The sequence below is a fragment of the Tenacibaculum sp. genome, assembly GCF_050290165.1.
Classification (GTDB): domain Bacteria; phylum Bacteroidota; class Bacteroidia; order Flavobacteriales; family Flavobacteriaceae; genus Polaribacter.
Window position 1 is genome coordinate 419,531 of record NZ_JBNKHD010000015.1, and the last position, 13,591, is coordinate 433,121.

The following is a 13,591-nucleotide window of genomic DNA, read 5'->3' on the forward strand; positions in this document are numbered from 1 at the left end:
ACTACTTTTTATTTTTATAAAATTGCTAACAAATTCCATTTCTATATTCTTTTTAAAGTGCCTATCTTAGCGTTCGTTAATAGTCACTTTTACTATGGAATTATACAAAGAAAATCAACTTAAAATATATAACTCTTTAACCAAATCAAAAGAGCTTTTTAAACCAGTAACTGAGGGACGCGTAGGAATGTATGTGTGTGGTCCTACGGTATATAGCAATGCCCATTTAGGAAATGTACGAACTTTTATGTTTTTTGATGTGGTATATCGCTACTTATTACACTTAGGATATAAAGTACGTTATGTACGTAATATTACTGATGCTGGTCACTTAGAAAATGATGCTGATGAAGGAGAAGACAGAATTGCTAAAAAAGCGCGATTAGAAGAAATTGAACCAATGGAAGTGGTTCAACGTTACACAGTAGATTTTCACAACGTATTAAACAACTACAACTTTTTACCACCAAGTATAGAGCCGACAGCTACAGGGCATATTGTAGAGCAGATTGAAATGATTAAAGAAATCATGGATAAAGGATTTGCTTACGAAGTGAATGGATCAGTGTATTTTGACGTATTAAAGTATAACGAAACAGGTAACTACGGTATTCTTTCAGGTAGAAAATTTGAAGATGCTATTCATAACACAAGAGCTTTAGACGGACAATCAGATAAAAGAAATCCGCAAGATTTTGCACTGTGGAAAAAAGCCGATGAACGCCATATCATGCGTTGGCCTTCACCATGGAGTGATGGTTTTCCTGGTTGGCACTTAGAGTGTTCGGTAATGAGTACTAAATATTTAGGAGAACAATTTGATATTCATGGTGGAGGAATGGATTTAAAATTCCCACATCACGAGTGTGAAATTGCACAATCGCAAACGTGTAGTGGTGTAAGACCTGTAAATTATTGGATGCACACCAATATGTTGTTGTTAAACAGCCAAAAAATGGCAAAATCAACAGGAAACTACATTTTGCCAAACGAAATTTTAACAGGAGAAAATAACATTTTAGGAAAAGCCTTTTCGGCAAGTGTGGTTCGTTTTTTCAATATGCAAGCTAACTACCGTAGTATCTTAGATTTTTCCGGAGAAGCTTTAGAAGCTGCCGAAAAAGGACATGCGAAGTTAATGGAAGCGGTAAATTTCTTAGATAAAATTGAAGCAGGAGCTACTTCTACTTTTGATGTTCAAAAATGGAAGCAAGATTGCTATGATGCGATGAACGATGATTTCAATACACCAATTTTAGTTTCGAATTTATTTGAAGCGGTTAAGGTGGTGAATCAGATAAAAGAAGGAAAAGCAAGTTTAACGGCAGAAGATTTAACGGTATTTAAAGATACCATCAATGCATTTGTTTTTGATGTATTAGGATTGATGAATGAAACTTCTGAAGGAAACAATTCGGAAAAATTAAATGGTGTGGTTGAAATGTTAATTACCATGCGTAAAGAAGCTCGTGAAAATAAAGACTGGGCATTGTCTGATGAAATTCGTGACAGGTTATTAGCTTTAGGAATTCAATTAAAAGACGGTAGAGAAGGAACAACATTTACAGTTAACTAATTGAAAAAAATTCTAACATATCCATTTATATTGTTGGTTCGGTTTTATCAAACCGCAATTTCACCTTATACACCCGCTACGTGTAGGTATTCACCTACCTGTTCAAGCTACACCATAGAAGCATTGCAAAAACACGGATTGTTTTATGGTGGATGGTTAGCACTCAAAAGAATTTTTAGTTGCCATCCGTGGGGAGGAAGTGGTTATGATCCTGTTCCAGACAAAAAAGAAAAAAAATAAGCGTCATTACGAGGAGTTTATGACGAAGTAATCTCTTTATTTAAAGATTGCTTCATTACATTCGCAATGACAATGTTAAAAACTAAAATAAGAATAGATGAATTTTTTATCCATAGTGTGGGATTGGAACCCAGAAATAATAAATATTGGAGGTTTTGGTATTCGTTGGTACAGTTTAATGTTTGTGGCAGCATTTGTATTAGGACTTCGATTAATGAAAAAGATTTACATTAACGATAACATTCCTGTTGAAAAACTAGATCCGTTATTTATGTACGTATTCGTTTCTATGTTGGTAGGGATGCGTTTAGGAGATGTGTTTTTTTACAGCTGGGATTATTACCAAAACCACTTACTAGAAATTATACTGCCGTTTAAAAAACACGAAGGTTCTTCTGCTTTATTCGGATTGTTAGATGGATGGAAATTCACAGGATTTACAGGGTTTGCAAGCCATGGAGCGGCAATTGCAATTCCACTTGTTATGTATTTCTATGCTAAAAAGCATCTACACAAACCGTGGTTGTTTATTTTAGATAGGTTAGGAATTATGGTTGCTTTAGCTGGATTTTTTATCCGTTTCGGAAACTTTTTCAATTCTGAAATTTATGGAAAACCAACAGGAAGCAGTTTCGGAGTTATTTTTAAAAGAGCAGGAGAGACGGTACCACGTCACCCAACCCAATTATATGAAGCATTTAGTTATTTAGCATTGTTTTTAGCCTTGTGGTATTTCTATTGGAAAACCGATAAGAAAAATCAAACAGGCTTTTTGTTCGGGTTATTCATGGTGGTGCTATGGTCGTTACGTTTTGTAATTGAATTCTTAAAAGAAGCACAAGTAGAAGGACGAGAAGATTGGGTATTCAACTCTTTAAATACGGGTCAAGTATTGAGTATTCCGTTAGTATTAATAGGCTTTTGGTTAATGTTTAGAAAACCCAAAGCAACTGCATAAAACAATAAAAAACTCCAAGTCTACACTTGGAGTTTTTTATTGTTTTACAGTAATTATTTTTATTCTGTTGAAAATTTCTCAGCTAACAAATCCCATAGTTGTGGATATCCATTGTCATAGCCTAGAGCCCAAATACCCACGCCACTTATTTTATTGCTTTTTATCCAGTCATATTTCATGGAAAGCGATTGTACATCTTCAAAAAACAACTGTCTGTACTCCTGATTTCCATCTTTAATGATCATATAGCTAGAAGCGCTTTTAGGATCAAATTTAATAGGAATTTGTAAGGAATCAATGTAAATATCTCGTATAGTATTGTAACGAGGATGCGATTTGAATTTGGTTACTTTAGCACCCATTTCAGAGTTTTTTGTATACCATTCTGCTCCATAATAAGGTAGCCCAGCGATTAACTTGTCCAGTGATACACCTTTATTTTTATAATAGTTGACAGAAGTTTCTAAACCATTTCCAAATGTTTTGCTGTATTTAAAAGGTGTTACCGGTCCTGTAGTTTTACTAAAACTACCGTAGTAATCGTACCCCATTAGGGTATAAAAATCGATATACGGATTGATAGCTTGTATATTAAAAACATCGTTCCAATCAATAGCATACAAACATATAGAAACCATATAGTTTGGATTCTTTTCTTTTAGTTTTTTAGAAACTTGAATGATAAACTGCGTAAAACGATTTCGGTCTTCTTTGGCAACTCCCTCAAAATCTATATTGATGCCATTGGCATTTCTTAATGCAAGTAATTCAGCTAAGTTCTCAATCAATGTTGCTTGCGCTTTTGAGTTGTTTAAAAAGACAGCATTGTTTTCGCTTCCAAAGTTAGAAACAGACAAAAATACCTTACAACCATTCACCTTTGCACTGTCTATTAACGAAGTAGTTTTCCACTGGTGTATGCTTTGGTAATTACCTGTTTTGGGCTCAACAGTATATGAAAAGTATGAAATTCCCCAAAGCATAGAAAAGTTGTAGCTCTTATAAGAAGAACCGTTGGAATATACATGCCATCCAAATGTACGGTAATTTGGATCTACTTTTCCTTTTTTATGAACTATGGGTTTGTAAGAGATATTGTTTAAACTATCCCATTGCTGTTCGGTTGTAAAATTATAACCACCGTATGTTTTTTCATGTAAATAGTGTTGACTTATAAACTGACTACTGTCTGCAACATTGGTGGGATTTTTATACTCACTAGGTTTGGTATGATTACTGGCTTGTGATGTTTTGTTTTTTGGATTCGAACAAGAAGTAATTAAAGCGATTAAAAACAGGAAACTAATTATGAACCTGCTTTGCTCATTTGGGGTTTGTTTCATTTTGGTTATTTGATATTTCGTTTTGGTTTGTTGATTTTATGCAAGGCTAATAGTATAACTAATAACAAAAAGGCGGATTAGTAAAATTCATAGCATCTCACAAATTTTAAGAGTTACTAAAATACGATAAGTTTTCTAAAATAGCTTCTTAACCAGAAACTTGATATAGGGTTTAATGTTTAGAAAATAAAGTAAATACTATATAGGACAATAAAAAACTCCAAGTATGCACTTGGAGTTTTTTGCTATTTTTTTAAGCTAATTAGGTTGAGTAATTTCTTTATTTTATATCGAATCAAGGCAGATTGTGAAAATCTAGATTGCAAACCCGCTTCTATTGTTTGCATACAAGGAGCACATTTTCCACAAGGTTCATTATTTTTTGGTCGGTGACAAAACCATGTTTTGTTCATAATATCAATATAACCTTTTTGTGTAGCAATACGCTGCATGTCGAGCTTACTGTAACCTAATAAAGGGTAACGATAATTTCCAAAGACGTTTATTAAATCTTGAGTTGAATTCTCTTTGTCTAGAATATAGTGTTCTCCTAAAATTTCATCTTGTTTCTTCTCCAATCGACCAAACATGTTGATGAGTACTTGAGGTTTAGAATCTTTTTCTATACCTAATTCTAAATAACGAATGTCTTTAGAAAATCGAGCTAACCACTCATACTGACTTCCTAATTTAGCTCCATGACCTTCCTTTTTAAACCTTTCACGTAGATTATTATACGATTTAGTGATTTCTTCATCTGGCTCTATTTCCGAAACCTTTTTTGCAAGTAACGGCTTTATAACACACTTTGTGTTTGGAAGTTTTCTTATTTCTTCAGTAAGGCTTTCAACAGTATCTATTTCCATTTTCTCAGATTTCCTGTTGTCCTTAAGGTAATAAGGCTGGATAGTAATGTTTTTATCTGCTAATTCAAGCACTCTAAAAGTGGAGTCCCATCCACCTGTCCAAAGTATATTAATAGTTTCTGAATTCATTTTTATGAGGATATTGATTTTGGGGATTTTTGGAAATACAAACTCTAATTTATTTTAAATAGTATGTGTTTTTTTATACTTAAAACTATTTAGAGGTGGCCTTTATTTCATTTTTTAATAAAAAGAACAATACTTTTCTCTGTTTTCTACACTATGAAAGAATTGAGAAAGTTGTTCTGAATACACCTTTTTATTCTTGGGGCGAAAATAGTATTTCTTTCTTCTAAAAGAAATTTTAAACAAGTTACTTCTTTTTTTCTTTTTAAATCATCCTTATTTTTCAGTGGTTCTCTCTGTTTTTGGCTTTTTTAAGGAAATTGTATGGTAATCCGTTAGGAAACATCAATGTTAATAACACAAAAATTAATAAAAAACTAAACTCTACACCATTTCTCCCGCCACCTACTACATACCAGCCTTCTTTAAAATGGATCATGACAATTCCTGAGATAAGTACAAATATGGTAATAGCACTTGCCCATTTAACATACTTATTTAAAAGCAAACAAAAAGCAGCAATCAGGTGCGATAGTTTAATAGACCAGGCAATAAAAACACCAAAAGGAGCAAATCCCATTGGGTTTAAGTACAAATTGCCAAAATCGTTAATTCCGTTGTCAAACATTCCAGGAATGCTGTGGGCAAGTAAAATAATGGCAGCTGCCAAACGAAGTAAAAAAGAAGGGTGTGTCATTTTGTATTGTTGTTTAGTTGATGATTTTTAAAGTTGATAAATTATGTCGATATTTTAAAAGGATTATTGATTAAGAGTTTGTAGTAAAGTTATGTAAGTATAAGGTCAGTGTTTTTTAATCAAGTTGTTAGATTTTTGTGGTTTTAATATGCTTTGTTTTACTTTAGTTGTTTACTCCAATTTTGTATCTGTGTCAAATCTTCAAATAACTTCTCATCTCTTTTTATAACCTTAAGAACATTTAATTTTTTTTCTATTATTGAATCGGTATCATGAGGATAATAATTATTATTGAAATAATATGACATCATTCTTTTACTTAGTTTAGGATAAATATCTAATTCTTTTATTTTAATTGAGGTGAAAACGATACAGGGAATTCCTATTTTCTTTAATTCTTCTGTGTTTTTGAGGTAAGTGTACATCGCTTCACCACCCCAAAAGCCTAAAAGTTTATTTAGTCCCCACTCATCTTTAAGTGTTGTTAAACAATGAAAAACAAAAATCTTTCCCTTTCTATTATTTGCAACTAATTCTTTTTTGTTTGTAAGTTGATTTTTTAACTCTTTAGAAATTAATCCTTTTTTATAAACTCTTTCTATTCGTTGTTGAGAAAATTCTTTACTCAGTGGTTTGAGTCCGTTTTCAATAATATCTTCTATTTCATCCTTCAATAGATTTGTTGCATGAATGCCTATAATTAAATGCTCCTTCAAAATATTTTCAACTTTTTCAATAGCAGTCCTCCAACTATCCTGATGGATATTTTTAGGTCTATTAAATTGAATAGATAAATCTTCTCTTGCTAATTTATTAATACGATATTCTTCTTGAAAGAATCCTTTTATAGAATTTTCGTTAGTTTTTATTATCTCTAAAACTTCATTTGGCCAAGAATTAATATTATCAAGTATTATATGTTCCTTAAAATCAATCATTGTATTGAAAGTCTTGTTAAAAATGGAATTAAGGTGTCAAACTTAACCTCTCTTATCTTAATGTCGCTATAGGCTATACTGAAGTTTAAGCAATTTTTTGTTCTCTCAAATATAACAAAATCAATAAACTATCTAAGCGAAAGTTTTTCACAAGTTTATACATAGTTTTTGCTAATTTCGCCGCTTAAAATTATTTATAAAGTTTTAATGTAGAAACAAAGGGTTTGGTTAATACCAAACCCGTATAGTATTTTAGAGAGTGTAATATTTATTAATTTTAGAGGTTTTTTGTACTAAAAACCAAAGCCTCCGCACCCAGCACTAAATTCTGCTAGAGTAAAACGACTAACTGTAGAGTTGTCACAATTATTGGTATGACTAACAGAAACAGCAAAACCCCCTGTGTTAGGAGATTGTATCTTTATGATTCTAGTTCCTTGTCCTGAAATAATATAAGCACCATTAGTAGCATTCCATTGGTAAGTTCCACTATATGAACTACCATTAGGTTCGGCTTCAAAAGTAAATACATCACCAGAACAAGCTCCTTTAGTTTGTTCAATATTTACCTCTGTAGTGGGGTTACAACCAGAGCATTTAGAAATGACAAAATTATCACTACAGGTTAAGGTACCATTATCTGACCCTTGAGCAGTTATTTCTCCTCCTTGAAAGTTTATTCCAAATTCTAAGGTAATAGTTTTAGTTCCTTGTCCACTTTTAATGGTAATATCTCCACTTAATACAGACCAATTAATATTAGAATTATTAAAATTACTTGTATATGTATAAGTATTCGTGCTATTAGGAAAAACACATGAATTACCTGTTATATCACATGTTGTCTTATAGCTATAGTCTTTAGAAGGTGCTTCTGTAGTTTGAGGGGTGTCTTTTAAGTCATTTATATTTTCATCACTACATGAAGTGAGTAATACAAAAGAAATAAAAAGTAAATAAAATAAATTTTTCATGTTTTCATATTTTTATGTTTTCTCTACTCTATTGATGGATTTTCGAGTGCCTCCAATTACACCCTCTAAAAGTGTTTTTTGTTTTGGTTAAAAAGTAATGTGTAAGAAATAAAAAGCAATTTTTTCTTCTCTCAAATATAACAAAATCAATGAATTATCTAAGTGAAAGTTTTTCATAAGTTTATACACCATTTTTGCTAATTTCGCCGCTTAAAATATTTTGTATGATTACGGTAGATCAATTAACGGTTGAGTTTAGTGGTAACACCCTGTTTAGCGACGTGTCGTTTGTAATTAACGAAAACGATAAAATTGCCTTAATGGGTAAAAATGGGGCAGGAAAATCCACGATGATGAAAATTATTGCGGGAGTTTCTAAAGCTACAAAAGGGGGCGTTCGTAGTCCGAAAGATACCGTAATTGCTTATTTACCTCAGCACTTGTTAATGGAAGATGATTGCACGGTAAAAGAAGAGGCTTCTAAAGCATTTGAATCAGTTTTTGCTATGAAAGCCGAAATGGAAGACCTGAACAAACAATTAGAAACCCGTACCGATTACGAATCGGACGATTATATGAAAATCATCGAGCGTGTATCGGATTTAGGAGAGAAATTCTACGCGTTAGAAGAGGTAAATTACGAAGCAGAAGTAGAAAAGGCTTTAAAAGGATTAGGATTTAAACAAGAAGATTTTGATAGAGCAACCTCAGAGTTTAGTGGAGGTTGGCGTATGCGTATAGAGTTGGCGAAAATCTTACTACAAAAACCCGATTTAATTTTGTTAGATGAGCCTACCAACCACGTAGATATCGAATCGGTAATTTGGTTGGAAAACTTCTTGTTAAACAAAGCCAAAGCGGTAGTGGTAATTTCGCACGACAAAGCATTTATCGATAACATTACCAATAGAACCATTGAGGTGACAATGGGAACCATTCACGATTACAAAGCGAACTATTCGCACTATTTAGAGTTGCGTAAAGAACGTCGTGCACATCAGTTAAAAGCGTATCAAGAACAACAAAAATTCATTGCCGATACCAAAGCATTTATAGAGCGTTTTAAAGGAACTTATTCAAAAACGAATCAGGTAGCTTCGCGTGAGCGTATGTTAGAAAAATTGGTTCCTGTAGAAATTGATGAGGTAGATACTTCGGCATTAAAACTGCGTTTTCCGCCTTCACCACGTTCAGGAGATTATCCTGTAAAAGTGGAAGGGTTGACAAAAAAATACGAAGACTTAACAGTATTTAAAGACGCAAGCTTTTCAATAGCTCGTGGCGAAAAAGTATCGTTTGTAGGAAGAAACGGAGAAGGAAAATCAACCATGATTAAAGCAATTATGGGAGAAATAGATTTTGAAGGTGAATGTGGTTTAGGGCACAATGCCAAAGTGGGCTACTTTGCACAAAATCAAGCGTCGTTATTAGATCCTGAATTGACAATTTTCCAAACCGTAGATGAGGTTGCTGAAGGAGATATTAGAACGCAAATCAAAAATATATTAGGACGTTTCATGTTCTCGGGAGATGATTTAGAAAAGAAAGTAAAAGTACTTTCTGGAGGAGAGAAAACGCGTTTGGCAATGGTAAAATTGTTATTAGAACCTGTAAACGTGTTGATATTGGATGAGCCTACGAACCACTTAGATTTAAAATCAAAAGAGGTAATCAAAGAAGCGTTATTACACTTCGACGGAACGTTGATTTTAGTATCGCACGACCGTGATTTCTTACAAGGCCTATCTCAAAAAGTATTCGAGTTTAAAGATCAACGTGTAATCGAACACTTTGAAACTATTGATGCGTTTTTAGAGCGTAACAACATCAAAGCGTTAAAAGAGATTGATTTGTAATAAATGTCATTTCGAGCGATAGCGAGAAACCGATAGGTTCAGCGGAGCTAAATCTCATGAGGTGGGTAACTCCTATTATTGAGATCTCTCACACTCCGCGTTGCTTCAGTTCGAGATGACAGGATGTTTCGTCATTGCGAGTGGAACAAAGCAATCTGTTAGTTGAGCAAAAGATAGCCACGTCGTTATGACTCCTCGCTATGACGTTTATTAGGTGTCATTCCAACAATAGGAGGAATCTCATGAATCTAGTAATTCACATTCAAAAGATTTCTCGTCGCTCATAAAATCGCTCTGTCGAAATGACGTTTCGATAGTTGTCATTGTGAACGAGGTTAAGCAATCTGTTAGTAGAGTAAAAGATAGCCACGTCGTTATCACTCCTTGCTATGACGTTCAGTAAGTGTCATTTCTAGCGATAGCGAGAAATCTCATGAAGCTAATAACTCCTTAGGTTAAGATTTCTCCCTTTGGTCGAAATGACGTTTGAGTTGTCGTCATTGCGAACGATAGTGAAGTAATCTGCTAATTAATGGAGAGATTACTTCAGTTGTACCTCCTTCGTAATGACGATGGTTATTACTTTATCATTGGTTGATAAGCCTCACGATTTTCATAAATCACCCAAAGGTTAATTGCAAATAAAACAGAGGCTATAGGAAGACCAGAAGGAGCTTGAAGGATGTTGGTAAGCATAATTCCAATCATTACAGGGAAGATAACTACAGCACCTAAAGCACGTGTTTTGGGTAAAATGAATAAGAGACCTCCCAGAATTTCGGCAAATCCTACCAAAGGCATCAACCAGCCTATTTCCATCATAGCAGTCATAGCGCTCATCATTTTTTCAGGAAGGTTTTCAGGCATAGGCATGTAGTTTAAAAACTTATTAAGTCCAGAGTTGATAAACATTAATCCAAATAGTAGGCTTAGTACGAATAAAATTTTTTGTTTCATAGTGTTAGTTAGTTTTTAGGGGTTAGTTAATTGTTTTTAAGTATTTTTTTTCTGTCTCTTTCAAATATAAAAAAAAATAAAAGAGATATAACACGCAGAATATGAGTCATTAAATTTTATTGTCATTGCGAGCATTAGCGAAGTAATCTGTTAGTCGAGCAAAAGGTAGCCGCGTCGTTATCACTCCTCGCTATGACGTTCATTAGGTGTCATTCCGACAATAGGAGAAACCGTAAGGTTCAGCAAAGCTAAATCTCATGAAATTAGTAACCCCTAATGTTGAGATCTCTCATATTTCGCGTTGCTCCAGTTCGAGATGACTGGATGGTTTTGTTATTGTGTTAGAAACGAAGCAATCTACTAGTCGATGGAGAGATTACTTCAGTCATAACCTCCTTCGTAATGACGTTTCAGTTGTCATCATTGCGAACGAAGTGAAGCAATCTGCCAGTTGAAGAAAAGATAGCCGCGTCGTTATCACTCCTCACTATGATGTTCAGTAAGTGTCATTCTGATTAATTTTATGTCATTCCGAACGGATGTGAGGAATCTCAAGAGGTGAATAACTCTTATGACTGAAATTTAGTTTTGTTTAGTTGAAGTTTTAATAGAAAAAAGGATGGAATTGAAGCTATGATTTTTTTAGTATTTCTGTTCTGTGGTAATCTTCTATAATATTATCCATTTTAGACCACCACCGTCGAGTCTTATAGTCTTCGCCGGCTTCAGTTAGTAAATCTTGAAGAACATAACTGGTATGTCCCTTTACTTTTTTGTTTTTAGCGTTGTCATGATATTGAAATAATAAATTAATCATTTTTTCAAAAAAACTAAAATCATTATCATAGATGTTATCTACTTCAAAGGAATCAATAACCTCTAAGATTCGATACTTTTTTGGTTCTTTTTCAACAATGTTTAAAATTCTTTTTAGCTCATCAAAAAGAAAATCATTCCAGTCTGTAGAATAAGTTGAAAGGGCTTCATATATTATATTGTGTGATGATATAAGTGAAGGTTCAGAGCTAAGGGTATAACTGATAACCTCGCTCTTGTGGTTATCAGCATATGTAACAAATTCTTTCATGAAATGATCGGAGAACTCCACAGAAGTACTATACCAATTATCAAGTTCGTCTTTTTCGTATTCAATCAACTTTTCTATCATAACAAAAAATGTAAGTTACTTTTTTAAGTAAATGTAAGAATTAGTTGTGTATCGAACAAAAAGATAGCCACGTCGTTATGACTCCTCGCTATGACGTTTAATAATTGTCATTCCGACGATAGGAGAAACCGCTAGGTTCAGCGAAGCTAAATTTCATGAAGTGAGCGTCCTCTTTTCTAAAGATTTCTCAGTCGTGCCTCCTTCGAAATGACGAGTAGAGGAGAAGGTCTAGTTCGCTCCACAACACTTCTTATACTTTGAACCACTATCACAAGGACAAGGATCGTTCCTAGAAATATCAATACGCTTTAAATGTAAGTTCATGTCACCCATATCTTGTTTAAAGATTTGCTCTAGCAAATGATACAATTCTGGATGCTTTTTTGCTAATAGTTTAGGGCGTTCAAAAAAGTATTCGCTGGCAACCGAGAAGAATTCTGCTTTATTAGTTCCTCCATAGGGGTTGATATCAGACGTATTGTTATAGATTTCTTCAATTTTTCTGTTAACTAGTTCTATCCACGGAATACTGTATTGTTTTTCTAGTAAAACCTGTGGTATTCCATCAATAGAACCATCTAATTTATCTATCAAATGGACAAATTCGTGAATGGCAGTATTCTTTTTGTCAGTTTCGTTGGTAAAGCCTAAATGTAATGCAGGTTTAGATAAAATCATTTTACCTTCCAAATATCCGTTGCCTACCATTCCTAATATTCTTCTATCATCTCCTTCTGTTTCGAAATGTTCGTTGAACATTGCAGGGTATAAAATAATTTCTTTAATATTTGGATATCGCCATTCGGGAAAATTGAAAATAGGGATTACAGCACTTGAAGCGATTAATAGTTTATCAGTAATGGTAACCGTAACGTCGACTCCTATAACCTCATGATTTAATATAAATTCAAAAACTTTGAATTCGAAGAGTTCTTTTTCGTCAGAATTTAATGCGTTGTAAAAAGCTACATTTTTAGTTAGAATAATTCTCCATTTATTAGGGAATGGAGTAGTAGGTTGTTTCCATTTAGAGGTTGAGGTATTTTTATTGAATATATAAAAAACACCTACGAGTATAATTACAGAAAGATATATCATTAAAAATTGAGGTTACTGCTACATAGAAATTTGTTTCCAAAGATATAAAATTAAGGTAGAGTAATTCCTCTTATTGAGATCTCTCACGCTCCGCGTTGCTTCAGTTCGAGATGACGGGATGTTTCGTCATTGCGAACGTAGTGAAGCAATCTGTTAGTTGAGAAAAAGATAGCCGCGTCGTTGTCACTCCTCGCTATGACGATTGGTAAGTGTCATTCCGAAGATAGGAGAAACCGTAAGGTTCAGCGAAGCTAAATTCTATTCAGGTGAAAAATCCTTATATATCAAATGCTAATTAGAGTTTTTGTTATGTTTAGGGGATGTATGTTTTTGTTATTAATTACTTAATTTTTAAGATGTGTTTGTGTGTAAAAGTTAAAGTTTTTATTATTTAATTAAATTATTTGTAATTAAGTTTTTAAATAGATACATTGGCAATAAGATTTTAGTCTAATAACTCAAATCTAATTTTCACAAAGTAGTAACCTATAATTCCCCATTAATATGACTACAAACACAAGTTTTATAACTGTAGCAAAAGAACAAATTAAGTTCTTAAAATTTCCAAAAGAAGAAGTATTAAATAAGAAGAAAGCAGTGGTAAATCGTTTTTTAGATTTACAACGAGCTCTGTCTTTAGGAAATCTAGAAAGAGAAAAGGTAAAAATATTTTTTATGGATGTGGATGGTTTAAAGAAAGTAGAAACCACTGTTTGGGGTATTACTGATAAATCAGTAATTCTAAAAGAGTCTACCATTATTCCACTCGAAAGAATCGTAAGAGTAGCATAAAA

13 protein-coding genes are annotated in these 13,591 nt (G+C 33.3%); 5 read left to right on the plus strand and 8 right to left on the minus strand.

What is annotated here, in order from left to right:
* The first annotated feature begins 94 nt into the window (after positions 1 to 94).
* The 3 genes from cysS (at position 95) to lgt (ending at position 2,774) form a co-directional block, all read left to right on the plus strand.
* Complete coding sequence (gene cysS, locus ACQY6M_RS13145; RefSeq protein WP_428742341.1) at positions 95 to 1,576, plus strand: cysteine--tRNA ligase; 1,482 nt, start codon at positions 95 to 97, stop codon at positions 1,574 to 1,576.
* Positions 1,577 to 1,816: a membrane protein insertion efficiency factor YidD gene (gene yidD / locus ACQY6M_RS13150; RefSeq protein WP_428742342.1), complete on the plus strand. Its 240-nt coding sequence runs from the start codon at positions 1,577 to 1,579 to the stop codon at positions 1,814 to 1,816.
* 97 nt (positions 1,817 to 1,913) lie between these two features.
* Positions 1,914 to 2,774: a prolipoprotein diacylglyceryl transferase gene (gene lgt / locus ACQY6M_RS13155; RefSeq protein WP_428742343.1), complete on the plus strand. Its 861-nt coding sequence runs from the start codon at positions 1,914 to 1,916 to the stop codon at positions 2,772 to 2,774.
* Positions 2,775 to 2,833: 59 nt separating this feature from the next.
* On the opposite strand, the gene ACQY6M_RS13160 is transcribed toward lgt, so the two are convergent.
* The 5 genes from ACQY6M_RS13160 to ACQY6M_RS13180 form a co-directional block, all read right to left on the minus strand.
* On the minus strand, positions 2,834 to 4,117 hold the full coding sequence (locus tag ACQY6M_RS13160; RefSeq protein WP_428742344.1) for a glycosyl hydrolase family 18 protein: 1,284 nt from the start codon (positions 4,115 to 4,117) through the stop codon (positions 2,834 to 2,836).
* 245 nt (positions 4,118 to 4,362) lie between these two features.
* Entirely contained in the window at positions 4,363 to 5,112 is a 750-nt protein-coding gene (locus ACQY6M_RS13165) for a hypothetical protein (RefSeq protein WP_428742345.1), read from the minus strand.
* A gap of 280 nt (positions 5,113 to 5,392) precedes the next feature.
* Entirely contained in the window at positions 5,393 to 5,806 is a 414-nt protein-coding gene (locus ACQY6M_RS13170) for a DoxX family protein (RefSeq protein WP_428742346.1), read from the minus strand.
* 158 nt (positions 5,807 to 5,964) lie between these two features.
* Complete coding sequence (locus tag ACQY6M_RS13175; RefSeq protein ID WP_428742347.1) at positions 5,965 to 6,744, minus strand: hypothetical protein; 780 nt, start codon at positions 6,742 to 6,744, stop codon at positions 5,965 to 5,967.
* 293 nt (positions 6,745 to 7,037) lie between these two features.
* Positions 7,038 to 7,718, minus strand: a complete 681-nt coding sequence (locus ACQY6M_RS13180) for a hypothetical protein (protein WP_428742348.1) — start codon at positions 7,716 to 7,718, stop codon at positions 7,038 to 7,040.
* A gap of 224 nt (positions 7,719 to 7,942) precedes the next feature.
* Here ACQY6M_RS13180 and ACQY6M_RS13185 point away from each other — a divergent pair, with 224 nt between their 5' ends.
* Positions 7,943 to 9,574, plus strand: coding sequence for an ABC-F family ATP-binding cassette domain-containing protein (locus tag ACQY6M_RS13185; RefSeq protein ID WP_428742349.1), 1,632 nt, complete (start codon positions 7,943 to 7,945; stop codon positions 9,572 to 9,574).
* Positions 9,575 to 10,153: 579 nt separating this feature from the next.
* On the opposite strand, the gene ACQY6M_RS13190 is transcribed toward ACQY6M_RS13185, so the two are convergent.
* The 3 genes from ACQY6M_RS13190 to ACQY6M_RS13200 all read right to left on the minus strand — a co-directional run bounded on the left by ACQY6M_RS13190 (position 10,154) and on the right by ACQY6M_RS13200 (position 12,797).
* Positions 10,154 to 10,531, minus strand: coding sequence for a DoxX family protein (locus ACQY6M_RS13190; protein ID WP_428742350.1), 378 nt, complete (start codon positions 10,529 to 10,531; stop codon positions 10,154 to 10,156).
* Positions 10,532 to 11,162: 631 nt separating this feature from the next.
* Complete coding sequence (locus tag ACQY6M_RS13195; RefSeq protein ID WP_428742351.1) at positions 11,163 to 11,699, minus strand: hypothetical protein; 537 nt, start codon at positions 11,697 to 11,699, stop codon at positions 11,163 to 11,165.
* 228 nt (positions 11,700 to 11,927) lie between these two features.
* Positions 11,928 to 12,797, minus strand: a complete 870-nt coding sequence (locus ACQY6M_RS13200; protein WP_428742352.1) for a zinc-dependent peptidase — start codon at positions 12,795 to 12,797, stop codon at positions 11,928 to 11,930.
* A 504-nt stretch (positions 12,798 to 13,301) separates the two neighbouring features.
* Between ACQY6M_RS13200 and ACQY6M_RS13205 the strand changes: the two genes are divergently transcribed.
* Entirely contained in the window at positions 13,302 to 13,589 is a 288-nt protein-coding gene (locus ACQY6M_RS13205; protein WP_428742353.1) for a hypothetical protein, read from the plus strand.
* Positions 13,590 to 13,591 lie beyond the last annotated feature (2 nt).